The sequence below is a fragment of the Kitasatospora sp. NBC_01302 genome, assembly GCF_035976515.1.
Lineage (GTDB): Bacteria > Actinomycetota > Actinomycetes > Streptomycetales > Streptomycetaceae > Kitasatospora.
In genome coordinates this window covers 967,273-992,337 of record NZ_CP108404.1, presented here as the reverse complement: position 1 = coordinate 992,337, position 25,065 = coordinate 967,273, and the positions used below count along the sequence as shown (strand labels likewise).

The following is a 25,065-nucleotide window of genomic DNA, read 5'->3' as shown; positions in this document are numbered from 1 at the left end:
GGCACCCGGTGGTGGCCGGGTGCCCCGAGGAAGCTGTCAGCTGTCGGACCGTGACGGCGAGGTCAGGCCGTGGGGTACGGGTGGTTCTGCTGCGCACAGGACGAGGAGCCCTGGCAGGAGCTGGAACCCCACGACGCGCCGCCCTCGGGCAGTGCGGCGCTGTCGCGCAGCGAGGTGACGGTGAGGTCGCTCAGGTCGAGGTCCTGCAGCTCGAAGCTCGGGGTCTCGTGGAGGTCGGACATGGTGGATCTCCTTCCGGTTGGGGGCGGTGGACCGGGGACCTACCCCGGGGTGGAACCGATCAAGCGCTGATCGAGAGCGACTTTAAGCCGGAATGCACCGGCCTTTCTGCCCCGATATGCCTGGCGCCGACACTGCTTGAACGAGCGTCAGATACTGCTTCAGGTCAGGCCGCTGTCGCACGGTATGTCCGTGGACTGGCGCCGCGATGACGCGCCGCTGACACGGCGGCAGCACGGATCTCCCGGCACGGGTGGGGTGTTCACGAACGCTGCGGCTAAGGTGTGATCCGCTGCCCGACCGGGAGGTTCTGCCATGACCAGTAGGTTCACCGAGCTCGCGGTCGACTGCACCGACCCCGACGCTCTCGCGCGGTTCTGGTGCTCGGTCCTCGACTACGAGGCGCGAGAGGAAGACGAGGACGGAGTCGTCACCATCGGCCCGCCGGTGACGCCCGGGGCCGGGAACCAGCGCGGCCCGGTGCCGCCGACCTTGACCTTCGCGCGGTTGCCCGAGGGCAAGACTGTCAAGAACAGGCTCCACATCGACCTCTCCCCGGCCGACCGGGAGCAGGACGAGGAGGTCGGCCGCCTGCTCGCGCTGGGCGCGCGGACCGCTTACGTCGGCCAGGGCGACGAGAGCTGGGTGGTCCTCGTCGACCCCAACACACCTGACTACCAGTTCTGCTGAGCATACCGGCACGTCAGAGAACGCAAGAGGCCCCGCACAGTCGGAGAGACCGCACGGGGCATCGTCGTACATGGGGCCTACCGGACCAGGGCCCGAACTTCCGCGCTCAGTCCCATTCGATCCGCTGGCCCTCGGCGCTGACGATTATCCGCAGCCGCTCGCCCGTGGGCTCACCCGCGACGCGCCACCGGGTGATGAGTTCGGCAACGGAGTCCCAGAGCCGGACCGGCCCGCCCTGCCGGACCAGCCACCGGCCCCCGTCCTCGAACACCACGGCCCATGACCCGCCGTCCACGTCTACCAACACGTGCTCGGTGCGTCCGTTCCGAGGCATGGCGAAGTACTGCGCCGTGGACGCTGCGAACTGCGCCACGAACCGCGCTGCCCACTGGTCGAGCACGTCAGCGCCGATGCCCGCCGGACGGGCCTCGCCCTGGTCGAGCGGGGGCAGCATGCCGAGCGGCGGGGGCGTGTGGGGGCGGGCGAGCATGAACGACACACCGCCGCCGAGCACCGGACCGGTTGCCGTGCCGTCCTCGGCCACCGTGAGCCGCACCAGCTCAGAAGCATTTATCCAGCCGCCCACGGTCACCAGGATCTCGCCACCCGGCCGGGTCTGCGCGATCCAGTCGGCTGGAACGGTCCGGACTCCGCATGTGGCGATGATTCGGTCATACGGCGCTCCCTTGGCGTGACCGGCGAGCCCGTCACCGGTCACCAGTTCGGGCCAGTACCCGAGTCCGCCGAGTGCCACGGACGCCCGCGCCGACACGTCCGCGTCCACCTCGATCGACGTCACCTGGTCGTCGCCAAGGACGTGCGTCAGCAACGCAGTTGAGTATCCGGTGCCGGTTCCCACCTCCAGCACGGACACGCCGGACTGCACCCGCAGGTCTTCGAGCATCCGGACCACCAGGCCGGGCAGCGTCGAAGACGACGTCGGCACCTGCGCCAACCGGCCCTCGACCTGCCGGGGCACCACGCAGCCGGCGAGCTGCGTCACCAACGTGTCGTCCTCGTACACGCGGCCGATCAGCTCGGGCGACCTCTCCAGCGACACGGGCCGATACCACCCGTCGCCGTCGTACTCGAACCAGCCGTCCCGTAGGAACGCCTCACGCGGGACAGCCAGCACCGCCGCTTCCCACTCGGCGGTCAGGATCACCTCCGCTTCCTTGAGCTGTGCGGCCAGCACCGCCCGCAGCCCTTCGGACTCGCTCACTCGTTTACTCCGTTCTCCAGAAGATCGGCGATGGCGGACGTGATCGGCAGGCCCGCCGCGTGCTCCAACCACGCCCATTGACCGTTCGGGTTGCACTCCAGGAACCACCATTCACCCTCAGGGGTCACGGCGAAGTCGAACGCCCCGAAGCGCAGACCGAACTCACCGAGGAACCGGAGCAGAGCGGCCCGAACCGGCTCGGGGCATACCACGGGTTCGTAACTCAGGTTCCGGTACTCGCTGCGCCAGTCGACCACCCCGGGAGGTGCGGTGATCAGCGCACAGAACACCCTCCCCCCGACCACCACGGCGCGCACGTCGCCGGACTTCGGCACCTGCGCCTGAAAGAGATGGGCGCAGTTGCTCACGGCGTCGGTGATCTCCCCCGGCTCGACCGGTGCCGCCCAGATACCGGCGGGTTCACCGTCCACGTGGTAAGCCCCGGCGTGCAAGGGCTTGTAGATCGTGGGTCGCGCGGTGGCGAACAGCTTCGCTTCGGCCGGGTTGTTGGTGATCAGTGTCGCCGGGACCAGCAACCCGAGCCCGGAGGCGAGGGAAAGTTGCGCGGGCTTGTACTCGGCGCGGGCGATGGCCTGCGGGTGGCTCAGGTAGAGACAGCCCGGAAGCACGCCGAGCACTCCGTTGAGCCCCCGACGGTTCTCCTGTGCGGCGAACCGGTCGGCTTGGTGCTCGCTGTCAGGGATGTACGGGTTCGGCCGCCGGTGATAAAGCGCACGGATGCGGGAGAGATCGGCGGTCCGCTTGCCTACCGTGAGACTTCCCGACCAGCCGTCAGCCGTGATCGAGGCGGCCAGCGTCGCGCGGGTCGGGAAGTCACGTCCGGGGTCGAATCGGAGGACGGGCACCCGGCGCCGGTTCAACTCCGCTATGACCAGATCGGCGGTCGGGTCCTCGGTTTCGGTGGAGACCAGCACCGGGCGTCACGGTGGCGCCCTCCAGCAGCTCGCGGATGATGCGCTCGATGACCGCCACGGCGTCCGGATCGGGCACCAGCGTCCAGCCCTTGCCGCCGAACTCCTCGGGCATGGGGGCGGGCATGTAGCCGTACGGCGGACGGCCACCGCCGCGCCAGCGAAGCGGCATCTTGCGCATGGCGGCCTGTGCGCCGCTGACGCGGTCGCTGATGGACTGCGATTCGAACTATGCGGCGAAAGCCAGCATGAACAGTTGGAGTTCTGCCATGGGGTCCATGGGGTTGCGGAAGTCGAACACCTGCCGACCCCCGCCCAGACCCTCGGCGAAGATGAGTACCTTGCGGTGCTCGCGCGCCGAGTTGGCGAGGGCGTACATGTGCCCCATGGACCGGATGGCACGGTCGAACCGCCAGAACACAAGCGCGTCGTACGCCTGCGGGTTGCTGAGCCAGCGAGGAAGTTGCGGGCGCTCCCACGGGGACGTCTTGGACGCGCTGACGTCAAGGTCCACCGCTTCGCGCAGCGCGTCACCCTGCCGAACGTGACCTGCAACTCTCCAGCTACGTGGTCGCTCGCCTCCCGCTGACGCTCGGGGCTGGTGGTCTCGTCCGTCAGGACGGACAGTCGGATGCACCGGACGCCCCGAAGGGTCTCGGTGAACACAGTGCCGGAGAGTGGGTTGCGCGCATCTTCCATGTCCCACTTGGGGAGCGCGCCTTGCCGCTGACCAGCTTCCGGGCCCTTGACCAGCACAGATGCCGCTGCCATCTCTCACACTCCAGAACATCCAGTTCTGTGTGCCGGGAGATCCGGAGGGGAACGAGTTCTGCGTCCTCGCGGGCCGGCGCCCGTGACCGCCCTGCAACTGCCAGCCGAGAGCTTCGACGCCGTGGTGGCGCTGTACTCGCTCATCCACATCCCGCTCGCGGAACAGCCGGGGCTCCTCGGGCGGATCGCGGCCTGGCTGCGGCCCGGCGGCCTGCTGCTCTGCACCACCGGGCACCGGGCGTGGACCGGCACCGACGAGAACTGGCTCGGTGGCGGCGCGGCGATGTGGTGGAGCCACCCGGACGCCACCACCAGCCGGGGCTGGCTGGTGGACGCCGGGCTGGAGCTCGTCGGCGAGGAGTACGTTCCGGAGGGCGACGGGGGGCACGCGCTCTTCTGGGCCCGTCGGCCACCAGGGTGAACCGGAGGGAAACAGTGCGGGTCGAGCCGACCGCTCCCTGCCCCTCGCGCCGCGCGGGTGCGCCCACCCGGTATGACGTCGCGGGTTGTGGTGAGGGAGCATGCCGCTATGGATATCCAAACGCTCGTCCGCACCCGCCGCGCCCTGCACGCCGTCGCCGAGCTGGTGCTGGCCGGCCCGCAGTACCGCGCCAGTGGCACGATCAGGCTGCGCGCCGCCCTCGGGGGCTTCGCCACCACCGCCGAGCCGCATGTGCAGGTCGTCGGTGCGGAGCTGGTGGCGGCCGGTGAGCGGCTCTTCCTGGAGTGGACCACCTGTGCCGCCCTCGGGGCTGCGATCGGGGTGAGCCCCGGTGCGCCGGCCGGGCTCTACCAGGACGGCTCGGGTGCCGCGCCGCACGACCCGATCGAGGTCGATCCGCAGGCCGCACAGCAGATCGTGCAGGCCTTCGCGGTCGGCGACGCTGCGCTGCGCCGGCTCTTCCCGCAGGCCGAGCCGGTGATCTGGCCCGAGCACTTCGACATCGCGGTGACCGTGGCGGAGGTCAACTACGGCGTCTCGCCGGGGGACGCCTTCCAGGCCGAGCCGTACGCCTATGTCGGCCCGCACGCCGTGCCGCAGGGGCCGTTCTGGAACGCACCGTTCGGCGCGGCGGTCACGCTGCGCGAGCTCGGCGGCGTGGACGGCGTGGTGGCCTTCTTCGAGCAGGGGCGCGAGCTGCTGGCCTGACCACCACACACGCCCCGCCCCCGCCCGCGCCCCGCCCGCGCCTCAGCCGAATGGGCCACCGGCGGCGAAGGCCAGCGCGGCGAAGCGCTCGCCGATGCGGTGGTGGGCGGCGGCGTCCGGGTGGAGCTCGTCGGGCAGCGGCAGCTCGGCGTAGTCGGCCTCGCCGTACAGCTCCCGGCCGTCGAGGTAGTGCAGGTTCGGGTCCTCGGCCGAGCGCTGCGCCACGATCCGGGCCAGCTCCTCCCGGATGACGCCCAGGGCCAGCTTGCCGCTCGCGCGCTCCGCCGGATCGCCCGCGGCCCGGAACCGCAGCTGCCCGCCGGCGAGCGCGCTGAAGTCGGGGAGGCTGGGGCCGGGCGTCTCCTCATGGATGGGGCACAGGACGGCGGAGACGACCAGCAGCGGCGTATCGGGGTGGCCCTCGCGGATGGTGTCCAGGAAGCCGTGCACCGCGGGGGTGAAGGCGCGCAGGCGCATCAGGTCGGTGTTCACCAGGTTGATGCCGAGCTTGACGCTGATCAGGTCGGCGGGGGTGTCGCGCAGGGCGCGGGCGGTGAACGGGTCGAGCAGGGCGCTGCCGCCGAAGCCCAGGTTGATCAGCTCCGCACCGGCGGCCGAGGCGGCCAGCGCGGGCCAGGTGGTGGTGGGGCTCGGGGCGCCCGAGCCGTGGCTGATCGAGCTGCCGTGGTGCAGCCACACCGGGCGGCCCCGGTGCGGTGCGGGCTCGACGGGGGCGTCGGTGCGCAGCGCGAGCAGCTCGGTGGTCTCGTTGTGCGGCAGCCAGATCTCGACGTCCTTGGCGTCCGCGGGCAGGCCGGTGAAGCGCAGCGTGCCGGGCGCGCCGGGCCGGTGCTCGGCGCTGCCGGTGGTCATGTCGATGGTCAGGGTGTTGCCGCTGTCGACGCTGCCCTGTCCGCTGAGCCGGCCGTCGACGAGCAGGTCGTAGACGCCCTGCGGGCGGGGCGGGGCGCCGACGTAGACCTGCTTGGTGGGCAGCGTGTCCAGCTCGACGGTGGTGGCCCGGGTGCGGAAGACCAGCCGGACGCCGGAGGGCTGGGCCTCGGCCATCGCGAGCTGCCCGTCGGTGCACTGGGCGCGGGCCCGGGCGGGCAGCCGGTGCGGGAGGACGCCGTGGGCGGTGTGTTCCAGGTCGAGGGCGCCGCGCAGGAGGTCGGCGGTGACGGGAGTGGTGATCCAGCCGGGCGTGCCGGTGGGCAGGGACATGGGGGCTCAGCCTGTCGTTCGTGGTGGTGGTCGGGCATGGTGGTCGGGCGTGCTGGTGATCGGGCCGGCCGGGCCGGGTTCAGGCCGCGGGCCAGTTGCGCAGCAGCGCGTCCATCGCGTCCAGTACCCGGTTCCAGCTCTCCTGGCTGTCGGGGGCGCTGTGGCTGAAGCCGCCGCCCAGCTCCAGGCTGACGTAGCCGTGGAAGACGCTGCCCAGCAGCCGGACGGCGTGCGTCTGGTCGGGTTCGGTCAGGTCGTAGCCGCGCAGGAGCGCCCGGGTCATCTGGGAGTGCCGTACACCGGCGCTGCCGGCGGCGGTCTGCGCGTCGAGCCGGTACTGGGTGGCGGCGTAGCGGCCGGGGTGCTCGCGGGCGTAGTCGCGGTAGACGTTGGCCAGGGCGGTCAGCGCGTCCTTGCCGGCCCGTCCGGCGAGCGCGTCGGCGGCCCGGTCGGCGAGCTCCTCCAGGGCGAGCAGGGCGATCCTGGTCTTCAGGTCGTGGGAGTTCCTGACGTGCGAGTAGAGACTCGCGACCTTGACGTCGAACCGTCTGGCGAGTTCCGAGACGGTCACCTGGTCGAAGCCGACCTCGTCGGCCAGTTCCGCTCCCGCCTTGGTCAGGCGTTCCGGGGTGAGTCCTACGCGTGCCATAGCCTGCCTCTCAATCGACGTGCCGATTATGCATTTGCCTAAAGCCTTTAGGCAAATTAGCCTGCGTTGTATGAAGCCACTGACCGAGCAAGAGATCCGTGCCGCCTTCGTCAACTGCACCAAGGGTGAGGTGAAGCGGCTGGCCGTCCCGCGTGACCTGGCCGAGCGCCCCTGGGACGATCTGGACTACCTCGGCTGGCGAGATCCACAGGCGCCGGACCGCGCCTATCTCGTCGCCGAGCTGGACGGCGGGCCGCAGGCCGTCGCGCTGCGCTGCCCGAGCCCGGCCGGCTGGCAGATGCGGCGCAGCATGTGCTCCTTCTGCCTGACCGCCCACACCGGCGGTGTCTCCCTGATGGTGGCCCGCAAGGCGGGCAAGGCCGGGCAGCAGGGCAACTCGGTGGGCGGCTACATCTGCAACGACCTCGCCTGCTCGCTGTACGTGCGGGGCAAGAAGGAGGCGGGCGCCGGGGCGCGGCTGCACGAGTCGCTCACCCTGGAGGAGAAGATCCAGCGCACCGTGGCCAACCTCGCGGCGTTCATCGAGAAGGTGACCGCCTGAGCCGAGGGCCGGCTCGGCGGCCCGGAAAAACTGCTGTGGATATGGCTGGAATTCGCAGCAGCTGAAGTGGAGATGCCGCTCTACCGTGACCGAACAACTGTGCTGTCCCGGAACGGAGTTGAGTGACATGACCATGTTCACCAGATCCCGCACCGACGCCCTGGTCGCCGCCTGGCTCAGCGGCGCCGAGGGCGTCGACGGCCTGGCCAACCCGGCCGGCCCGCTCTACGTCGGCGGCGCCGCCGCCGAGGCCGCGCTCGCCGAGTCCTACGAAGGCATCCTCACCCACTGCAGCAGCTGTAGCGCCTCGCTGCACAGCTACTGCTGCTGACCAGGCAGTACGAGGGCGGCGCTCCCGCGGTCCCGCACCGCGGGAGCGCCGCCCGTCAAGGAGACCAGGGCCGGACCGGGCCCTGGCCGAGGACCGCCCGGAGAGGACGCACCATGACGCAGGAGGCCGTCGCCGCGCCGCTGGAGGAGGGCTGGTTCGCCGAGCCCGTGCAGGCGCTGGCCGCCCCGCTGCTCACCGAGCTGGAACACCGGCTCGCGGAGCTGACCGGCCTGGCCACCGGCGAACGGCAGGTGCTGGCCACCGCCTTGCGCACCAGCCTGTCGCGCTCCCTCCAGCTGAAACTGAACCGGGTCCTCCTGCTGGAGCTGCGGGCCGCGGCGCTGGCCGGTGAGCTGGCGGGCGCGGACGAGGCGCAGCGCTGGCACAGCTTCCTGCGGCGCGCCAGCACCGTCGACTACCTGGACGGGCTGCGCGAGCGCTACCCCGTGCTGCACGAGCGGGTCCGCGCGGCGGGGCGCCTGCAACTGGACGCCGGACTCACCCTGGCCCGGCGCCTGGTGGCCGACCGGGCGGCGCTCGGCGAGCTGCTGGGCGCGCCCGCCGGGCCGCTGCTCGAGCTCGAACCCGGCGCCGGCGACCAGCACCGGGGCGGGCACGCGGTGGCCCGGCTGCGGTTCGAGGGCGGCACGGTGATGTACAAACCCCGCTCGCTGCAGGTCGACGCGGCGCTGCGGGACCTGCTCACCGCGGTGCTCCCGGCCGGGCAGGCCGCACCGATCCGGGTGCCCACCGTGCTGACCCGGCTGGACCCGGGCGGCGAGCCGTACGGCTGGGCCGCCCACGTCGAGCACGTGTACTGCGCGAGCGAGGCCGAACTCGCCCTGTTCTACCGCAACCTCGGCCACTGGCTGGCCGTCATGCGGCTGGTCGGCGGCACCGACCTGCACGCCGAGAACCTGCTCGCGCACGGTCCGGTGCCGGTGGTGGTCGACGCCGAGAGCCTGTTCACCCCTGATCCGCCCACCGAACCCAGCGGCCGTGGCGACGCGGTCGACCTGGCCGCCCGCACCGTGCGCAGCACCGTGCTGCGCACCGGCATCCTGCCGCTGCGCCTGGACGGTTACACGCTGGCCGGGGTCGACCTCTCGGCGGCCGGCGGCCTGCCGGGTCAGCAGCCGCGGATCCCGATGCCGGTGATCGTGGACGGCGGGCGGGACAGCGCCCGGATGGAGCTGACCGCCGTCGAGGTCCGGGCCTCGCGCAACCACCCGAGCCCCGCGCCGGTGCTGGCCCGGCACTGGCAGCAGGTCCTGGGCGGCTTCGAGGAGTTGACCGCGCGACTGCGCCGACTCGACGACCAGGGCGAACTGCGCCGCGTGCTCGGTGCCTTCGAGGGCTGCGAGGTGCGGCTGATCCGCCGCCCCACCCAGGCGTACATGGAGATCGGCCGGATGCTCTGGCACCCGGCCTCCTTGCACGATCCGGCCGCCGCGCTGACCCGGGCCAGGGACATCCTGGCCCGCAACGCGCAGGGCAACCCGGTCGCACCCCGGCAGGCCGCCGAGATCGAGGCGGAGATCGACGACCTGCTCCTCGGCGACGTCCCGGTCTTCAGCATGCTGGTGGATCCGGCCACCCTGGCGGCCGCGCTGACCGACTGGCGCGCGGCCGACCTCGCCCTGGAGCAGGAGGTGATCCGCGGCGCCCTGGTCGGCGCCTACCTGAACGAGCGCCAACTGCCCGCGCGGACACCGAAACCGGCCACCGCACCGCACCTGCGCCGGGCCGAGGAGCGCCGCCGGCGGCTGGCCGCCGAGGCGGTCCGCACCATCGGCGCCGCCGCCGTGCGCGGCCGCGACGGCACGGCCACCTGGATCAGCCCGGTGCTCACCGATGTCGGCTGGGCGATCCGCCCGCTGACCGCCGACCTCTACAGCGGGCAGGGCGGCGTCGTCCTCGCGCTGGCCCAGTACCGGCAGGAACGGGCCGCCGGCCGGGCCGACGAGGTGGCGGGGCTCGACGAGCTGCTGCGGGGCGCCCTGCGGGTGCTCGCCGCCACCGAGGACCAGGTGCCCACCCGGCAGATCGGTGGCTTCACCGGCCTCGCCTCCCAGCTGTGGACCTGGTCGACGCTGCACGAAGTCCTCGGGGAGGACTGGCTGCTGGAGCGCGCGCAGGCCAGGGCCGCACTGCTGGACGCGGAGCGGATCGGCCAGGACCGGGCACTGGACGTGCTCGGCGGCGCGGCCGGCGCCGTCGTGCCGCTGCTGGGGCTCGCCGCGGCCACCGGGGCGCAGCGCTGGCTGGCAGCCGCCGCCGAGGCGGGCCGGCACCTGGAGCGGACGGCCGTGCTGGACGAGCGCGGAGCGCGCTGGCCCACCGCGCTCTTCCCGGCGGCGGTGGGCGGCTTCGCGCACGGCGCCACCGGCATGGGCTGGGCGCTCACCAGGCTCGCACTCAGCCCGGCCGGAACGCCGGCGGATCGCGAGCGCTGGCGTCAACTCGCCGACCGGGCACTCGACTTCGAACGATCGCTGTACTCGCGGGAGGCGGCCGCCTGGGCCGACCTGCGGGAGACCAGCGGGGTGGACCACGCCACCGCCTGGTGCCACGGTGCCACCGGCATCGGGCTGGCCGCCGCGGACCTCCACCGGCGCACCGGGGATCCGGCCCACCTGGAGACCGCCCGCCGGGCCGGCCCGGCCGCGCTGCGCGAGGGCTTCGGCTGGACCCACACGCTGTGCCACGGGGACCTGGGGCTGTGGGAGCTGCTCGCGGCGCTGCGCGCCTGCCACCCCTCGGCCGTGCCCCCGGTGCACCAGGACCGCGGTGCCGCCGACGCCGAGTTGCTCAGCGGCCTGGAGGAGCACGGCGCGATCGGCGGACTGGCCCGCGAGGCGTTCTCGCCGGGTCTGCTGCCTGGACTGGCCGGTGTGGTCCACCTGTTGCTGCGGATGCACCCCGAACAGCGGCTGGCCTCCCCGTTGCTGCTCGGCCGCGCGGGGGAGTGATCGGAGCCGCTGCACGCGGGGGCCTACCCGCCAGGAGACCGGCGGGTAGGCGCGAGCCCTGCGACACGCCCTCGGGCGTGGGCGGTCAGCGGGGGAGGGCCTGGTACAGCCCGCGGCCGGTGCGCTGCGCGCGGGAGGCCTTCACCAGGCGCTCCAGCGCGGTGCGGATCGCGTTGACGCTGCCGGGGGTGGACTCGCGCCCCAGGCCCTGGGCGACGTCACCGGCCCGCACGGGCTGCTCGGCGCCGGCCAGGAACTCCAGGATGCCGTCGGTGAGTCCGGGTGCGCGCTTCTTCGCCGCCTCGGCCGGCGCGGGCGCCGTGCCCTTGCGCGGCTTCGACGCGCGCCGCGCCCGGCGCGGGGCCTCGGCCGCCGCCGGCTCGGCGACCGCCTGGGGGGCGGTCTCCGGCGCCGCCGCCGGGGCGACCTCGGGTGCGGTCTCCGGCGCGGACTCCTGCGCCGGGGCGGGCACCGCGGCCGCTGCCTTCGCCGATGTCTTCTTCGCCGCTGCCTTCGTCGACGTCTTCGCCGGCGCCTTGGTCGCGGCCGACCCCTTGGCCGGGGAAGTCCTGCGGGTGCGACCCGTCTTCGCGACGGCGGCCCGGCGTGCGGTCTTCGGCGCGGTCTTCGCCGGCGCCTCCTCGGTGCCCTCGGCCGCCGCCGGCTCCGGAACCTCGGTGGGCGCGGGTGCCTGGACCGCGATCGTCTCCGTGGCGGGCGTCTTCTGCGCCGGCACGGTGGGGGCCTGCTGCGCGGCGGGGGCAGGCGCCGGGGCGAGCGACTGCAGGCTGCTGAGGGCGCTGCGAACCGCGCCGAGGCGGTCCGTCACCTCCGCCAACTGCCTTTCCAACGTGCCTTGTTGCTCCTCCAGGCGGGGGAGCTCGGACTGCAGCAGGGCGATGGTGGACGCGACGCTGCTGTGACTGTTGAACGTGGTAGCCACGAATTCCTCGCTTATTCCGGGTGTGGGAAGTGCTCGTGATGGTCTCCATGAGCCGTACGGTGCATTTGCCTTCTTTCCATCCCCGGTAAACGTGAATGCGTATGAAGTCTGTACGGCACCAGCGGCTCGGGTGGTGGTGCCGACCGGCATTGACGTCGGCGCAGGGTCCAACGTGCGGTGGCCGGATCAGTTACGAGAGCGACGAAGAGCGACCCCGACGAGCGAGTTGACGGTGTCGGATGTGAACGCGTCATCCTCGTCGATGCCACGCGTGGTTTCCGCGGCCGGCCCACCGGTCAGGCCGTGCCCAGGAACCAGGTGGTGAGCATGGCGAGTCCGGCTCCCGCCATCGGCAGGCAGGCACTGCGCAGGTAGTCCGCGCAGCTCTGGACCGCGTGTTGGCGCCTGGAGCGGGTCGCCAGGCCCAGGAACACCGCAGCTTGCGGGGAGATCCGCGCGCCCGTCGGCACGCCGTCCCGCGCCGTGGCCAGGTCCTGCGCGGTGGCTCGGTCCTGCGCCGTGGCCAGGTCCTGCGCCGTGGTGCCGTCCTGAGGCTGCAGCAGGGCGGTGAGGCGTTCAGCCACCTGCTTCCCGGTCACCTGCAGCGAGACTCCTCGGGCGTCGGTGAGCACCAGGTCGTCCCACCCCCGGTTGCCGGGGACCCGGTCGCGGCGGATCCGCACCAGCGCGGTGAGGTCGACCGTCCGCACACCTGTCAGCGTACGGGCGGTGAGATACCGCAGGTCGGGTCCGTGGATGACGGGGTCCCCGGTGTTGTGCCGGTTCATGAGGAGCATCGTGGCCGCTGTCCCGGTCAGCGCACCGATGAACTGCTCACCGGCCTGGACGGTGCCGCAGCGTTCGACCACGGCGGGTACGGCGATGCCCGCGGCTGCGGCCGCGCCCAGCACCGCACAGCCGATCCGGCCGTGCCGGAGGCTGACGTCGGCCGGTACGCCGGTCGGCCCTGCCTTGGTCAGCAGCCTGGCCTCGCGCCGGCTCGGCTCCGTGACGGTCCGGTCGGCCGCCCGCCCGGGCTGCGGCTTCTTCCGCCGCTTCTTGCCTGCCATGTCAGCCCCCTTGTCGTGCCTGTTCCGACCGGCACCGTAGTCCTGCGCCGTCACGCCGTCATGGGCGGGGTCCGGTCGCCGTGCCGACCCGCCGGGCGACCGATCCTTTCGGGACCGAACCGTGGGTACGGTCGGTGCGTCCTGGTAGTCGAGTCCCGTTCATCCAGCAGAGGAGACCCATGAACGACGCCGGCTTCGCCGCCCGTCCCAGCCGCCGCACCATGCTGGCCCTCGGTGCCGGGGCGGCGCTCGCCGCCACCGTGGCCACCGCCGGACCGGCCGCCGCCGCGACGCCGGGCGGCAGCGACCTGCACCGGGCGCTGGCCGACCTGGAGCGCGAACACGCCGCCCGGCTCGGGGTGTACGCGCGCAACACGGTGACGGGCCGCCAGGTTCGCTACCGTGCGGGCGAGCTCTTCGCGACCTGTTCGGCCATCAAGACGGTCACCGTCTCCGCCGTCCTGCGGGACCTCGACCGGGACGGCGACTACCTGGCCAAGCGCATCCACTACACCCAGCAGGACGTCACGCGCTCGGGCTACGCCCCGATCACCGGTACCCCCGAGCACCTGGCGAACGGCATGACCGTCGCGGAGCTGTGCGCGGCGGCGATCGACTACAGCGACAACACCGCGGCCAACCTCCTGGTGGGCGAACTCGGCGGTCCCCAGGCCGTCACCGCCTTCTGCCGCTCGATCGGGGACCGCGTCACCCGGCTGGACCGCTGGGAGCCCGAACTCAACTCCGCCGAGCCCGGCCGGGTCACCGACACCACGACCCCGCACGCGATCGGCCGCACCTACGCCAGGCTCGTCCTCGGGGACGCGCTCACGGCTCCGCACCGGCAGCAGTTGACCACCTGGCTACTGGGCAACACCACCAGCGGCGCACGCTTCCGGGCCGGACTGCCCAAGGACTGGAGGCTCGGCGACAAGACCGGCACCGGTGACTACGGCACCACCAACGACGTCGGCATCGCCTGGACTCCGGCGGGGGAGACCGTGGTGCTGGCGGTCCTGTCCACCAAGCAGGACCAGAAGGCGCCGGCGGACGAGCCGCTGATCGCCAAGGCCGCCGCCCTGCTGGCGCCCGCCGTCGGCTGACCGGGGTTCTCCGGCTGCCACCGGTTGTCCACCGGCGCCACCGACGTCCACCGATGCCACCGACGCCCACCGCGCCCGGCTAAGGTCGTGGTGGGACGTCGCCGGCGACCGCCGGGGCGGTCGTGGGACGAGGCTGGAGGGCCGGGCGTTGACGGAGATCATGGTCATCGGTGGGGGCGTCGCCGGAGCGGCGGCCGCCCTGGGCCTGCACAAGGCGGGCTTCGACGTCACCGTGTACGAGGCGCACCCGGACACCGGGGCCGACATCGGTGCCTTCCTCACCCTGGCGAGCAACGGCATGCGCGCGCTCGCCCAGCTCGACGCCGCCGCACCGGTCGCCGAACTCGGCTTCCCGCTCACCGAGATGAGCGTGCTGGACGAGGCGGGCCGGGAGCTCGCCGCGATGCCGCTCGGCGAGGCCGACCACCCGCTGACCCGCTACCGCTGTCTGCGCCGCGCCGAGTTGGGCGCGGCGCTGCGGCGCGAGGTCGGCCGCCGCGGGATCCCGATCCGGCACGGCGCGCGGCTGACCGGCCTCGTGGAGAGCGCCGGGGGAGTCACCGCGACCTTCGCCGACGGCAGCTCGGCCCGCGCCGAACTCGCCGTCGGCGCCGACGGGTTGAACTCGACGGTGCGCGCCCTCCTGGACCCGGACCAGCCCGGCCCCGAGTACGCGGGCCAGCGCGTCTGCTACGGCTACACCACCGACTACGCGCCACTGGGCGAAGCCTCGCACCGGATCACCATGCTCCGCGGCAGCGGTGCCGCCTTCGGCTACGCCTGCTCCCCGTCCGGCGAGACCTTCTGGTTCGCCCGGGTGCCCGGCCCACCGGTCGCCGCCGACGAACTGGCCCGCACCACGCCCGCCCAGTGGCGCGAGCACCTCCTGCCGCTGCTGCACCCCGACCGCACGCCCGCCGCGGACATCGTGGCGGCCACGGCGGAGCGGCTGATGGTGACCAACGCCCAGCACCTGCGGCCGGGTGGCCGCTGGCACCGCGGCCGCACCGTCCTCATCGGCGACGCCGCCCACGCGGCCTCTCCGGCCACCGGCCAGGGCGCGTCGATGGCCCTGGAGGACGCGGTGGTCCTCGCCAAGGCCCTGCGCGAAGCGGGCCCGTCCACGGACGCGCTCACCCGCTACGAACTGCTCCGCAGGCCGCGCGCGGAGCAGAACATCGCCACCAGCGCCCAGCTCACCGCGAACCGCACCAACACACCCCCGCCGCCCACCCCCACCACCCGCCCGCCCCGCGACTCCGCCCGCCCCGCATCGCGCACGGACGAGGAACTGCTGCGCCTGCTGGACTGGCAGACCCCGCTGCCCGCACCCGGCCAGGAGGGCTGACCCGACCTCCGCGCCACCGGGCCACCGGGCCGCCGCGCCGGGTCGCCGGGCCGCTAGCGGCCCGTGCCCGCCTGGCTGCCCGTCAGGCCGTCCACCAGCGCCCGCAGCCCGCTCAGGTAGGTGTCCTGAGCGGTCAGCGACTCCCAGCGGCCCGCGACCTGTGCCAGCCGGGGGAGCTCCTCGGCATCGAGGTCGGCGAAGACCGCCGCCCGGTAGGTGGGCCGGTCGTCGTCCGCGCGGCGCCGGGCCGCCGCGGCGCGGATCATGATCTCGCCGGCCGTGTAGTGCCAGATCGCGCGGTAGCCGTGCACGGCCTGGTCGGGCGTCAGTCCGCAGTCGACCAGCCCGGCCACGATCTGTTCGACGAACCACAGCGCGGTCCTGGACATCAGGTCGTCGGCGGTCAGCACCGCGACGATCCAGGGGCAGTCGGCCAGCACCGCGTGAATCGCGTCCGCGGCGGCGACGACCCGCTCGCGCGCCCCGGCGGGCAGCGCCTCGGGCCGGCGCAGGGTCCGCGTCGCGTAGTCGTCCAGCAGCAGCACGAGGAGTTCGTCCTTGTTGCGGACGTGGTGGTAGAGCGCCATCGGCGTGCTGCCGATCTCGGTGGCCAGCCGGCGCATCGTCAGCCGCTCCACGCCCTCCTCGTCCAGCAGCCGCAGCGCCGCCCCGATGATCTCCTCGCGGGAGATCCGGGCAGGTCGGCCGGGTGTCTTGCGCGGTGCGGGCGGTTGCGGCATGCCCCCATCATCCCCCAGGAGTCGACAGCGGGATGCATCGGGCGCTAGTTTTCGTACATGTATAAAAACTCACGGGGGCGACCCGGAGCCGTGCTGGCGGCTGCCGCGGTCGCGCAGTTCGTCCTCGCCCTGGACATGTCGGTGGTCAACGTCGCGCTGCCCGCCATCCGCGACGCCCTGGGATTCACCCCGCTCGGGCTCTCCTGGGTCGTGCACGGCTACGCGCTCGCCTTCGGCGGCCTGCTGCTGCTCGGCGGCCGTGCCTGCGACCTGTACGGCCGGCGCCGGCTCTTCGCCCTGGGCCTGGGCGTCTTCGGACTCTGCTCCCTGGCGGGCGGGTCGGCCCAGGCGCCCTGGCAACTGGTCGCCGCCAGGGCCGGCCAGGGCCTGGGCGCCGCTGCCGCCGCACCGGCCGCCCTGGCCATGCTGACCACGACCTTCCCCGAGGGGCGGGCACGCACCCGTGCACTCGGGGTGTGGAGCGCGGTGAACGCGGCCGGCGGCGCGCTGGGTGTGCTCGTGGGCGGGCTGCTGACGCAGTACGCGGGCTGGCGGTGGGTCATGCTGGTCAACCTGCCCATCGTCGCGGCGGCCCTCGTGCTGCTCCCCGCAGACGCAGACGCAGGCGCAGGCGCAGGCGCAGACGCGGGCGCGGGAGCCGAGGCGCCGACCACCGGTCGCAAGGACCCGGACGTGCTCGGCGCCCTGCTGGCGACCGGCGGCATCGGGCTGCTGGTGTTCGGCGTCCTGCGCACGGACACCCGGGGCTGGACCTCCGCGACCACCGTGGCGACCCTCGCCGCCGCGGCCGTGCTGCTGGCCGCCTTCGTCGTCACTGAGTCCAGGGCCGCCGCACCGCTGCTGCGCCTGGGGCTCCTGCGCAGCCGCTGGGTCGCCGGCGCCAACGTCCTGGTCTTCCTCGCGGCAGCCGGGCAGTTCAGCGCCTTCTACTTCGTCTCCCTCTACCTGCAGCAGGTGCTCGGCCTGGGCGCCGCGGCCACCGGCGCCGCCTTCCTGCCCTTCTCCGCGGGCCTGGTCGCGGGCACCGTCGTCGCGACCCGCCTCACCGCCGTCCGTTAGCCGCGCGCGGCGCTGATCCCCGGCGCGCTGCTGGCCGCGGCGGGGCTGGCCTGGTTCGCGTGCATCCGCGTGGACGGCGGCTTCCTCACCGACGTCCTCGGCCCCGCCCTGCTCACCAGCATCGGGACCGGACTGGTGCTGGCCCCGGTCGCCGCCGCCGCGACCACCGGCGTCGCGCCCCAGGAGGCCGGCATGGCCTCGGGTGTCTTCAACAGCGCACGCCAACTCGGCGGTTGCGTCGGCCTGGCCGTCCTCGCGACCGTCGCGGCACACCGCACCGGCCAGGCCACCGGCCCCGCCGCGCTGAACGCCGGCTACGCCACGGGCCTGGCGGTCGGCGCCGCACTCTTCCTGCTCGCGGGGGTCGTGGCGATCGCCCTGCTGCCCCGCCGCCGGGCCGCCGCCACCACCGTGCCGGCCGCCGTCCCGGCTCCGAACCGACCGAAAGACAGGACCCCGTCATGACGACGACCCCCATCGACCTGTTCGCCACGGCCCTGCAGTTCCACCCCGACGGCGCGGTGCGGAGCGCCGAACGCCGCATGGCGAGCGGCGATCCGGGCGCCTGGCAGATCGCCGCCTTCCACGTGGAGACCGACTCCGACGTGCACGCCGACCACTGGGAGATGCACCCGGAGGCGGACGAGGCGGTCTGCTGCCTGGCCGGCGGCGCGCGCCTCCACCTGCGCCCCACCACCCCCGGCGAACCCGAGGAAGCCGTGCACCTGCCCGCGGGCGCCGCCGTGATCGTGCCCCGGGGCCGCTGGCACCGCCTCGAACTGGACGCGCCGAGCGACCTCATGTCGATCACCCTGCGCCAGGGCACCCGCCTCGAGCGCCGCTGACCACCGCGGTGGCCCGGCAGCCCCTGCTGCCGGGCCACCGCGTCCGTCGGGACCGGAGCAGGCCCTACCGGCACCCGCCCAGCACCCGGCGCAGCGCTTCGACGACCGAGTCGGGCGGGAAGCGCAGGCGGGCCGCCTGCTCGGCGAGTTCCAGGGTGGCGGCGAGGTCGTCGGGGGCCGCGTCGGCGACCAGGCCGCGCATCCAGGCCAGCAGCTCGGCGGGCACCTGGGGCCGGCTCCCGGCGAGGATGACGGCATCCGGCACCTCGGCGACCGGGGCCGGTCCGGGGAACGCCCGTACCGGGGCCTGCCGCACGGATGCGGTCGGATCGGCGTGCGGTGCTGGGGGCCCGGCCGGGCGGGCCGGGGGCGGGCAGGGTGCCGGGAGCGGCTCGTCCGCGCTGGCGTAGCGGCCGGCGGGCAGCCCGACCTTGTAGGGGTGCACGCACACCGCCACGCCCTGGGCGGTGTAGCGGAACCCGGTCCGCGGATCGAACGGCGCCTCGCGAGCGGGCCGGTCGTAGACGTCGAACCGGCCGCCCGGGTAGCGCAGCGCCGGGCAGATCCAGCAGACGTCGTGGTCGCTGTCGTCGTCGATGAACGGTGTGTCCGGGCCCATGCCGCCGCACCTTACCGTCGAGCGCCGAGCGGCTTCGCCCGGGCCCGGCCGGTCGCGATACGGTCACGGCATGGCTGACACCCGGCTGACCACCCCCTCGTACCTCGTCCTCGGCATCATCGACAAGCTGGGCGAGGCCAGCCCGTACGACGTGAAGGTCGAGGCGGCCCGCACGGTGGCGCCGTTCTGGTCGGTGCCGCACGCGCAGGTGTACGCGCAGTGCGACCGGCTCACGGAGGCGGGGCTGCTCTCCGAGGTCCGGCAGGAGGGCGGGCGCAACCGGCGGCTGATGAAGCTGACCGAGGCGGGCCGCACCGCGCTGGCGCGGTGGCTCTCGGACACCGCCTTCGTGCCGGTCGAGGCGCGCGAGCGCAGCATCCTGAAGCTCTGGTTCGGGGCCCGGGGCGAGCTGCTCGCTCCGGAGCAACTGACCCAGCACGGTGCCACCTTGGCGGAGTACGAGGAGCTCGCGACGAGCGTCGGAACGCTGCTGACCCGCGGTCAGCGCGAGGCGCTGGAGTTCGGCATCCGCTACGAGCGGATGATGGTCGACTTCTGGCAGTGGGTGGAGCAGCGCGAGGGCTGAGGCCGCGCGGGGGCTGACAACGACGACGGTGCAGGGGCGTTGACCCCGACCGGGGACCGCCGCTACCTTCGCGATAGTCCAGAAAGGACTATCGATGAGGTAGTCGGGAGCGGGTACACCCCGAGGGAGCCGCCGTGAACCGTCTCAGGAACGTCGCCTGGGGGCGTGTGGCCACGATCGCCGTGGTGGTCCTCTGCCTGGGCTACGCGCCGATCGCGATGACCGAACTGTGGCCCTACGCCCACCCGGGCGCACCGGCGTTCGGGCAGTGGGTGCTGGCCCGCGCGGTGTCGCCGCGCTACGTGGCGGACGCCTTCGCCACCCGGATCGGGCCGTACGGGCGCAGCCTGGTGCCGCTGGTCGTCCACTCGGTGCTCGGCGGCCTGCTGATGCTGCTCGGGCCGGTCCAGCTGCTCTCGGCGGTCCGCCGGCGCCGACGGCTGCACCGGGTCGCCGGGGTGGTGTTCGCGCTGACCGTCTACGTCTCGATGGCCGGCGCCGCGGTCTACCTGGCGCGCACCCGCCTGGCCGACGCGTTCGGCGGGTCGACGTTCTGGATCGTGCTCGCCACCATCCTGGTCGGCACGGTGCTGAGCGTGACCTTCGGCATCCTGGCCGCCGTCGGGCGCCTGCCCGACCTGCACCAGCGGTGGATGCTGCTCTGCTACGGGTTCCTGATGACCGCGCCGCTGCTGCGCCTGGAGTGGGGCGTGCTGCCGTGGCTGCTGCCCGGCCTGCCGATGACGGAGATCAACCGGGTGGCGATCATGCACCTCGGCTCGGTGGTCACCTTCGGCGCGCTGCTGGCCTCCCGGGCGCTCGACCGGCGGGAGAACGTCCCCGGGGTGCGGGGCAGTTGGGTGCCGCTGCCGGTGCTCGTCCTCGCCCAGCCGGCCGGCGCGGCGGCGCTGCTCTGGATCACCCGGTCGTTCTGGGGCTGGGGAGCTGAGGGGCGCCGGCTGCTCCTCGCGTACCTGATCCCCTTCGCGCTGACCTACGCGGTCCTGTTGGTCCGTCAGTGGCGCGCGGGCCGGGCCGGGGCGAGCTGGGCGCGCGAGGAGTGGCGGCTGCACCTGGTCGCGCTCGCGGTGGCGCCGGTCTTCTCGGTCGGCGCGGCGCAGCTGTTCGAGCGGCAGCTGGGGCTCGACGCCCGCACGGCCCTGTCCGCCGGGGTCGCCATCGGCTGCGGGGTGCTGGCGTTCGCGGCGACCACGATGGTCAGCCTGCGGGTGATGTACGGGCGCGAGCTGCTCCGGCGGCAGCCGCGCGGCGCAGGGCGGCCCGTCGACCTGGCGGTTCGGTCAACCATCAGCTGAGGGGGAAGAGTTGAGCAGTGTCGAGGTGGCACCGGCCGCCGATCTCGAAGGACCGGGACCCGGGCGCGGACTGACCGCGGCCGTGACGATGCTGGCCACCGTGGTGGCGGTGGTCAGCGGCCTGACCGGCGCGCTGATGGCGGCCGTGAGCCTGTCGGGCCACGTCTTCGGCGCCTGGGCCTCGCCCGAGCCGCTGAGCCCCGGCCTGATCGGCGCCGCCATGCTCGGTGTCGCACCCGGCCTTCTCATGGTCGGCCGGGCCCGGGTCTGGGAGGAGGTGCGCACCTTGGTGCTGCCGACCGCCGTCGTGCTGCTCGGCCTGCTCGCGGTGTCGCTGCTCAACGCCGGCCAACTGCAGGTGGTCCGGGGCGGTTCGGTCTTCCTGGTGATGTTCAGCCTCGGCTGGATCGCCGTGCTCGGCCTGCTGGCTCTGCTCGCGCTCGGCTGCCTGGCCCGCCAGTACCTGGAGCCGGCCCGCCCGCCGGCCCCGCCGGTCGTCCCGCTGCCGGCCTGGTCGAAGCCGTTCATGGCCGTGCTCGGGTCGGGCTGGTTCGGCATCGGGGCGGGCCTGCTGGCCGTGCCGGGCTTCTGGGCCGCACTGGTGCCCTGGCACGTCGACCGCCCCGACGCACAGGCGCTCGGCGTCTGGGGCATCGCCCTGGGGGTGGGCGTCCTCGGCGCACTGGCCGAGGACGACCTGACCCGGCTGCGCCCCGCCCTGACCGCCCTGCCCGGTGTCGCCCTCGCCGTGGCCCTGGTGCTGGGCGTGCGGGGCTCGGCGGTGCACTGGAGCTCGGGCCCCGGGCTCTGCCTGATCACCCTGGTCGGCGGGCTGCTGGCCGCCGGACTGATCGGGCAGTGGCTGCTCTCCCGGAGGGCGTCGCCGCAGGTCTGAGGTGCAGCTCTGAGCCGCTGGCCAACGCCTGGTAGGCCGGTGCGTCAGTCCGCTGGTGCGGGGCGGGCCGGGGAGCCGAGGCGGTTCACGGCGGCCAGGACCGGGCCGGTTCCGTCCTCCTGGCGGATGCGGGCGGCCAGGGCCTGGGCGCGGCGGGTGTAGGACGGGTCGGTCGTGGCCTGGACGAGGGCCGCGGTCAGGGCCTGGGCGGTGAGCCGGCGCAGCGGGATCGCGGTGGGGGCGACGCCCAGGGCGGTCAGGCGGGCGGCCCAGAACGCGGCGTCGAACTGGACGGGGAGGGGGACGGCCGGAATGCCCGCGCGCAGGGCGGCGGCGGTGGTGCCCGCTCCCGCGTGGTGGACGGCCGCGGCCATGTGCGGGAACAGCAGCTGGTGCGGCATCTCGTCGATGGTGAGCATGTCGTCGTCCTCGCAGGCGAGTTCGCTCCAGCCGCGCTGGATGACCCCGCGCAGCCCGGCCGCACGCAGGGCGCGCACGACGGTCCGGCTCAGCCGCTCGGGGTCGGGGACGGTGGCGCTGCCCAGGCCGACGAAGACCGGTGGCGGGCCGGCGGACAGGAAATCGCTCAGCCGGTCCGGGAGTTGTGCCTGGGGCGGGTCGTGGGGCCACCAGTATCCGGCGATCCGCAGGCCGGGGCGCCAGTCGTGCGGGCGCTGCACCACGAGGGGGCTGAAGCCGTGGTAGACGGGCCAGTCCTGGCGCTCGCGGGCCCGACGGGCGGTGTGCGAGCGGTGGCGGGGGAGGCCGAGGCGGTCCTGCAGCGCGCGGGCGCTGTCCGCGAAGATGCCGTCCACCGCAGCGTTCACTGCTCGTCCGGCCAGCCGGTTGCCCACCGCTCCCCAGGACCGGGTGCCGGTCACCGGAGGCGCGAACTCGGCTGTGGCGGCCAGGGGTTGGAGGTACACGCCGATGCTCGGCAGCCCCAGCCCCTCGGCGATGGCGTGGCCGAGCGGGCCGAGCGAGCTGGACAGCAGCAGGACGTCGCTGGTGCGGGCGGCTGCCAGCAGGTCCTCGGCCGTCCGCCCGACCGCGGACCGGGCCAGCGCGATGACCCGCAGCAGCTTCCCGGCGCCGGTGGTACTCCGATGCAGCGCCTGTCCGCGCGCAGACCGGAGCTCCGCAAGCGGGTCGACCGGCAGCGCATGGAAGCCCACCCCCGCCGCAGCCGCGAGCGGCGCGAAACGGGCATGGGTGACGAGCGTGACCTGGTGTCCGGCCTGCGCCAGAGCATGGCCGAGCCCGGTGTAGGGAGCCACGTCGCCGCGCGAACCCGCGGTCATCACTGCCACTCGCATGACGGCCAGTATCGTCCAGCGGGGCCCGTTTCGGCAGCTGTGCCACGCAGGGCGTTGACGGGCGATCGCTGGGCCGGTGTCGCGACGCCTGGCAGGCCCCACCGTGGAGGATGTCACCGAGCAGGCCCGTGCTCTCGGGGCTATCGGCGACGTTGAGGTGAACGAACGCGCCATCATCGTCGAGGGCTTGAACGAGCCGCCGCGCTCCTTCCTGCAGCGCTGCTTCGGTTGCCAGGTCCACGACCGTGACAAGCCGTGCAACCACCGCCGGACGGCCGCGCCGACATCGGCCGGGCCGCCGCCCAGTAAGGAGACCGTGATGGACTTCGGTACCTGGCCCCGCGTCCTCGTCGTGGACGTGGAAGGCAACGGCGCCCAGCCACCGGACCTGGTGGAGGTCGCCGCGATCCCCATGGTGCACGGGAGCCCGGTGCCGTCGTCCGCCCGCTCCACCCTGCTGCGCCCCCCGAACCCCATCACGCCGTTCGCCACGCGGGTGCACCGCATCACCAACCAGGACGTCGCGACGGCGCCGACCTGGGAGCAGGTCGGCGCCCGGGTACACGCCGACCTGGAGGGCACATGGATCGCCGCGCACAACGCCCACGTGGACTACGGGGTGCTGCTGCGGCACATGCCGCAGTGGCGACCGGCCGGGGTGCTGGACACCCTCCGGCTCGCTCGAGCGACCTGTCCGGCGGCCGGCGGGTACAGCCTCGACGCGCTGATCGACCTGACCGGCATCGACCTGGCCGCCGTCCCCGGCCAGCGCCACCGCGCGGGCTTCGACGCCCACGCCACCGCGCTGCTGCTGCTCGACCTCGCCGCGCACTACGACACCTGGGACGCGCTGCTCGCCGCTGCAGTCCCGCCCAAGATGCCCGGCGCCTCCCTGCCCGCTACCCCCAACTCCGAGGATCAGACTCTGTGGTGACACCGCTTTCCTCTGCATCGCCGGAACGAACTCGTCCGGCAAGAGCACCTTGGCCCGGAGCATCGAGGTGGCCGGTGTCCCGAGGCGACGTCAGGACACCGGCGGCCCGGCGGGGTCGCTCAGGGGCGGACGATCGCTGCGATCGTCATCACCGTGGCGGACTCGTAGTGGACCACTGCGCCCTTGTGCGGGGCGTGGATGATCTGGCCGCCGCCGACGTACATGCCCACGTGGCCGCGGTCGGCGAAGTAGATGATCAGGTCGCCGGGTTGGGCGTTGGCGATGTTGGTGCCGAGGTTGGTCCCGATGGTGGCCTGCTCCTGGGAGGTGCGCGGCAGGGAGATGCCGGCCTGCGCGTAGGCCCACTGCATCAGGCCCGAGCAGTCGAACTGGGTGGGGCCGGCGCCGCCCGGCACGTAGGGCATCCCGAGCCGGCTCTCGGCGGCGGCGATCGCGGCCTGGGCGGCCGAGTTGCCGGCGGAGCTGCCGCCGGGCGGGGTGCTGGGGGCGGTCGTGCCGGTACCGCTGCCGGTGCCGGTGCTCCCGGGGTCGGTGCGGGCCGCGTCGCGTGAGGCGGTCTGGGTGGCGTCGGTCTGGGCCTTGGCGGCGGCTGCGGCCTTGGCGTCCGCCGCGGCCTTGTCGGCTGCCGCCTTGGCGTCGGCCGCGGCCTTCGCCTCCGCGGCGGCCAGCGCCTGGCGCTGCTGCTCGGTGAGCGAGTTGAGCAGGTCCTGGCTCTTCTTCAACTTGGCCTGGACGTCGTCCTTGGCGGCCCTGAGCTGCTGCGTGGTGGCGTCCAGCTCGGCGAGCTTGGCCTGCGCCTCGGCCTTGTCCTGGTCGAGCTTGCGCTGCTGCGTCTGGAGCTGCTTCAGGGCGTCGGACTCGGTGTCGCTCAGCTGGTTGAGCGACTTGGCCTGGCTGAGGAAGGTGTCCGGCTTGGCGGAGAGCATCAGCTGGACGGTGGGCGATATTCCGTTGGTGGCGTACTCGTCGGCGGCCACCGAGGACAGCCCGGACTGCAGGTCGGCGACCTGGCCCTGCTGGCGGGCCAGCTGGTCCTGCAGGTCGCCGACCTGCTTCTGCAGGGTCTGCTGCTTGGCCTGCGCGCCGTCGTAGTTCTCGGTGGCGAGCTCCGCCTGGTGGTTGAGGTCGTCGACCTGGGACTTGACCTGGTCCAGCGAGGGCGGCGCCGGGTCGGCGTGCGCGGCACCCTGGGCGGAGAGCGCCATGGCGGTGGCGGCCGTGGCGGTCAGGATCGACGCACGGGTACGGCCGACGGGCTTGGGACGACGGTGGGACGCCATTGCTGCCTCTCCCTCGCGGGGACACATGGTTCCCCAGTACCGCTTGGCAGCTCCCCCGCGAGGGTCCCCTGTCGGACAGTCAGCTGTCCTTGCTGCGCTCGAACTCGGCGGCGCCCGCCACTGCCACCCGGGTCGGGTGATCACCATCGCGGCGGTCTGCTTGCCGACCTTAGTGATAACTCCGTGATCTGTTCAAATCTTTGGCGACAAAAACGTCCAACACCCC

The 25,065-nt window shown here is 73.5% G+C and carries 24 protein-coding genes and 2 pseudogenes; 14 read left to right on the top strand and 12 right to left on the bottom strand.

Features of this window, described 5'->3' with window-relative positions:
* Positions 1–62: 62 nt before the first annotated feature.
* Positions 63–242: a thiazolylpeptide-type bacteriocin gene (locus OG294_RS04490; RefSeq protein WP_327065068.1), complete on the bottom strand. Its 180-nt coding sequence runs from the start codon at positions 240–242 to the stop codon at positions 63–65.
* A gap of 313 nt (positions 243–555) precedes the next feature.
* Between OG294_RS04490 and OG294_RS04485 the strand changes: the two genes are divergently transcribed.
* Complete coding sequence (locus OG294_RS04485; RefSeq protein ID WP_327065067.1) at positions 556–930, top strand: VOC family protein; 375 nt, start codon at positions 556–558, stop codon at positions 928–930.
* A 106-nt stretch (positions 931–1,036) separates the two neighbouring features.
* Here the strand turns inward: OG294_RS04485 and tgmC are convergent, their stop codons facing one another.
* From tgmC to OG294_RS04470, 3 genes and pseudogenes are all read right to left on the bottom strand, one after another.
* Positions 1,037–2,125, bottom strand: a complete 1,089-nt coding sequence (tgmC, locus tag OG294_RS04480; RefSeq protein WP_327065066.1) for an ATP-grasp peptide maturase system methyltransferase — start codon at positions 2,123–2,125, stop codon at positions 1,037–1,039.
* Between the two features lie 23 nt (positions 2,126–2,148).
* The gene (tgmB, locus tag OG294_RS04475) at positions 2,149–3,087 is read right to left on the bottom strand and encodes an ATP-grasp ribosomal peptide maturase (RefSeq protein ID WP_327065065.1); all 939 of its coding nucleotides are present in this window, start codon (positions 3,085–3,087) and stop codon (positions 2,149–2,151) included.
* Positions 3,050–3,783: pseudogene (locus OG294_RS04470) on the bottom strand (recombinase family protein); the annotation flags it as partial. The pseudogene OG294_RS04470 and the gene tgmB, both read right to left, overlap by 38 nt.
* Before the next feature lie 154 nt (positions 3,784–3,937).
* Between OG294_RS04470 and OG294_RS04465 the strand changes: the two are divergent.
* Both OG294_RS04465 and OG294_RS04460 read left to right on the top strand, forming a co-directional pair.
* On the top strand, positions 3,938–4,276 hold the full coding sequence (locus OG294_RS04465) for a class I SAM-dependent methyltransferase (protein WP_327065064.1): 339 nt from the start codon (positions 3,938–3,940) through the stop codon (positions 4,274–4,276).
* A 108-nt stretch (positions 4,277–4,384) separates the two neighbouring features.
* Complete coding sequence (locus OG294_RS04460; RefSeq protein WP_327065063.1) at positions 4,385–5,005, top strand: hypothetical protein; 621 nt, start codon at positions 4,385–4,387, stop codon at positions 5,003–5,005.
* A gap of 42 nt (positions 5,006–5,047) precedes the next feature.
* Here OG294_RS04460 and OG294_RS04455 read toward each other — a convergent pair whose 3' ends face one another.
* Both OG294_RS04455 and OG294_RS04450 read right to left on the bottom strand, forming a co-directional pair.
* Positions 5,048–6,229, bottom strand: a complete 1,182-nt coding sequence (locus OG294_RS04455) for a GDSL-type esterase/lipase family protein (RefSeq protein ID WP_327065062.1) — start codon at positions 6,227–6,229, stop codon at positions 5,048–5,050.
* A 79-nt stretch (positions 6,230–6,308) separates the two neighbouring features.
* A complete protein-coding gene (locus OG294_RS04450) occupies positions 6,309–6,878 on the bottom strand; it encodes a TetR/AcrR family transcriptional regulator (RefSeq protein ID WP_327065061.1) in 570 nt (189 codons plus the stop codon).
* A gap of 70 nt (positions 6,879–6,948) precedes the next feature.
* Here OG294_RS04450 and OG294_RS04445 point away from each other — a divergent pair, with 70 nt between their 5' ends.
* From OG294_RS04445 to OG294_RS04435, 3 genes are all read left to right on the top strand, one after another.
* On the top strand, positions 6,949–7,440 hold the full coding sequence (locus OG294_RS04445) for an FBP domain-containing protein (RefSeq protein WP_327065060.1): 492 nt from the start codon (positions 6,949–6,951) through the stop codon (positions 7,438–7,440).
* 127 nt (positions 7,441–7,567) lie between these two features.
* Complete coding sequence (locus OG294_RS04440; RefSeq protein WP_327065059.1) at positions 7,568–7,771, top strand: DUF6229 family protein; 204 nt, start codon at positions 7,568–7,570, stop codon at positions 7,769–7,771.
* A 113-nt stretch (positions 7,772–7,884) separates the two neighbouring features.
* Positions 7,885–10,743 carry a type 2 lanthipeptide synthetase LanM family protein gene (locus tag OG294_RS04435; RefSeq protein WP_327065058.1) on the top strand — a complete coding sequence of 953 codons (2,859 nt, stop codon included), beginning with the start codon at positions 7,885–7,887 and terminating at the stop codon, positions 10,741–10,743.
* Between the two features lie 85 nt (positions 10,744–10,828).
* On the opposite strand, the gene OG294_RS04430 is transcribed toward OG294_RS04435, so the two are convergent.
* The gene (locus OG294_RS04430) at positions 10,829–11,686 is read right to left on the bottom strand and encodes a hypothetical protein (protein WP_327065057.1); all 858 of its coding nucleotides are present in this window, start codon (positions 11,684–11,686) and stop codon (positions 10,829–10,831) included.
* A 296-nt stretch (positions 11,687–11,982) separates the two neighbouring features.
* Positions 11,983–12,756, bottom strand: a complete 774-nt coding sequence (locus OG294_RS04425; RefSeq protein ID WP_327065056.1) for a hypothetical protein — start codon at positions 12,754–12,756, stop codon at positions 11,983–11,985.
* Positions 12,757–12,935: 179 nt separating this feature from the next.
* Here OG294_RS04425 and bla point away from each other — a divergent pair, with 179 nt between their 5' ends.
* Together bla and OG294_RS04415 are read left to right on the top strand one after the other, a co-directional pair.
* The gene (gene bla / locus OG294_RS04420) at positions 12,936–13,859 is read left to right on the top strand and encodes a class A beta-lactamase (RefSeq protein WP_327065055.1); all 924 of its coding nucleotides are present in this window, start codon (positions 12,936–12,938) and stop codon (positions 13,857–13,859) included.
* A 148-nt stretch (positions 13,860–14,007) separates the two neighbouring features.
* Positions 14,008–15,207, top strand: a complete 1,200-nt coding sequence (locus tag OG294_RS04415) for an FAD-dependent oxidoreductase (RefSeq protein WP_327065054.1) — start codon at positions 14,008–14,010, stop codon at positions 15,205–15,207.
* Positions 15,208–15,260: 53 nt separating this feature from the next.
* Here OG294_RS04415 and OG294_RS04410 read toward each other — a convergent pair whose 3' ends face one another.
* Positions 15,261–15,947, bottom strand: coding sequence for a TetR/AcrR family transcriptional regulator (locus OG294_RS04410; protein WP_327065053.1), 687 nt, complete (start codon positions 15,945–15,947; stop codon positions 15,261–15,263).
* Positions 15,948–16,004: 57 nt separating this feature from the next.
* Here OG294_RS04410 and OG294_RS04405 point away from each other — a divergent pair.
* Positions 16,005–17,492 (top strand): annotated as a pseudogene (locus OG294_RS04405) (MFS transporter).
* A complete protein-coding gene (locus OG294_RS04400; protein ID WP_327065052.1) occupies positions 17,489–17,872 on the top strand; it encodes a cupin in 384 nt (127 codons plus the stop codon). Before OG294_RS04405 ends, OG294_RS04400 begins: the two are co-directional and overlap by 4 nt.
* A gap of 64 nt (positions 17,873–17,936) precedes the next feature.
* On the opposite strand, the gene OG294_RS04395 is transcribed toward OG294_RS04400, so the two are convergent.
* Positions 17,937–18,491, bottom strand: a complete 555-nt coding sequence (locus tag OG294_RS04395) for a hypothetical protein (RefSeq protein ID WP_327065051.1) — start codon at positions 18,489–18,491, stop codon at positions 17,937–17,939.
* Between the two features lie 70 nt (positions 18,492–18,561).
* Between OG294_RS04395 and OG294_RS04390 the strand changes: the two genes are divergently transcribed.
* The 3 genes from OG294_RS04390 to OG294_RS04380 all read left to right on the top strand — a co-directional run bounded on the left by OG294_RS04390 (position 18,562) and on the right by OG294_RS04380 (position 21,288).
* Positions 18,562–19,077, top strand: a complete 516-nt coding sequence (locus tag OG294_RS04390; RefSeq protein ID WP_327065050.1) for a helix-turn-helix transcriptional regulator — start codon at positions 18,562–18,564, stop codon at positions 19,075–19,077.
* A gap of 134 nt (positions 19,078–19,211) precedes the next feature.
* Positions 19,212–20,393, top strand: a complete 1,182-nt coding sequence (locus OG294_RS04385) for a DUF2306 domain-containing protein (protein WP_327065049.1) — start codon at positions 19,212–19,214, stop codon at positions 20,391–20,393.
* A 10-nt stretch (positions 20,394–20,403) separates the two neighbouring features.
* The gene (locus tag OG294_RS04380) at positions 20,404–21,288 is read left to right on the top strand and encodes a hypothetical protein (RefSeq protein ID WP_327065048.1); all 885 of its coding nucleotides are present in this window, start codon (positions 20,404–20,406) and stop codon (positions 21,286–21,288) included.
* A 44-nt stretch (positions 21,289–21,332) separates the two neighbouring features.
* On the opposite strand, the gene OG294_RS04375 is transcribed toward OG294_RS04380, so the two are convergent.
* Positions 21,333–22,604: a glycosyltransferase gene (locus OG294_RS04375; RefSeq protein WP_327065047.1), complete on the bottom strand. Its 1,272-nt coding sequence runs from the start codon at positions 22,602–22,604 to the stop codon at positions 21,333–21,335.
* Between the two features lie 157 nt (positions 22,605–22,761).
* Here OG294_RS04375 and OG294_RS04370 point away from each other — a divergent pair, with 157 nt between their 5' ends.
* Positions 22,762–23,538 (top strand): 3'-5' exonuclease, encoded by a 777-nt coding sequence (locus tag OG294_RS04370; RefSeq protein WP_327065046.1) that lies wholly within the window; start codon positions 22,762–22,764, stop codon positions 23,536–23,538.
* Positions 23,539–23,657: 119 nt separating this feature from the next.
* Here OG294_RS04370 and OG294_RS04365 read toward each other — a convergent pair whose 3' ends face one another.
* Positions 23,658–24,839: a C40 family peptidase gene (locus OG294_RS04365; protein ID WP_327065045.1), complete on the bottom strand. Its 1,182-nt coding sequence runs from the start codon at positions 24,837–24,839 to the stop codon at positions 23,658–23,660.
* Between the last annotated feature and the right edge of the window lie 226 nt (positions 24,840–25,065).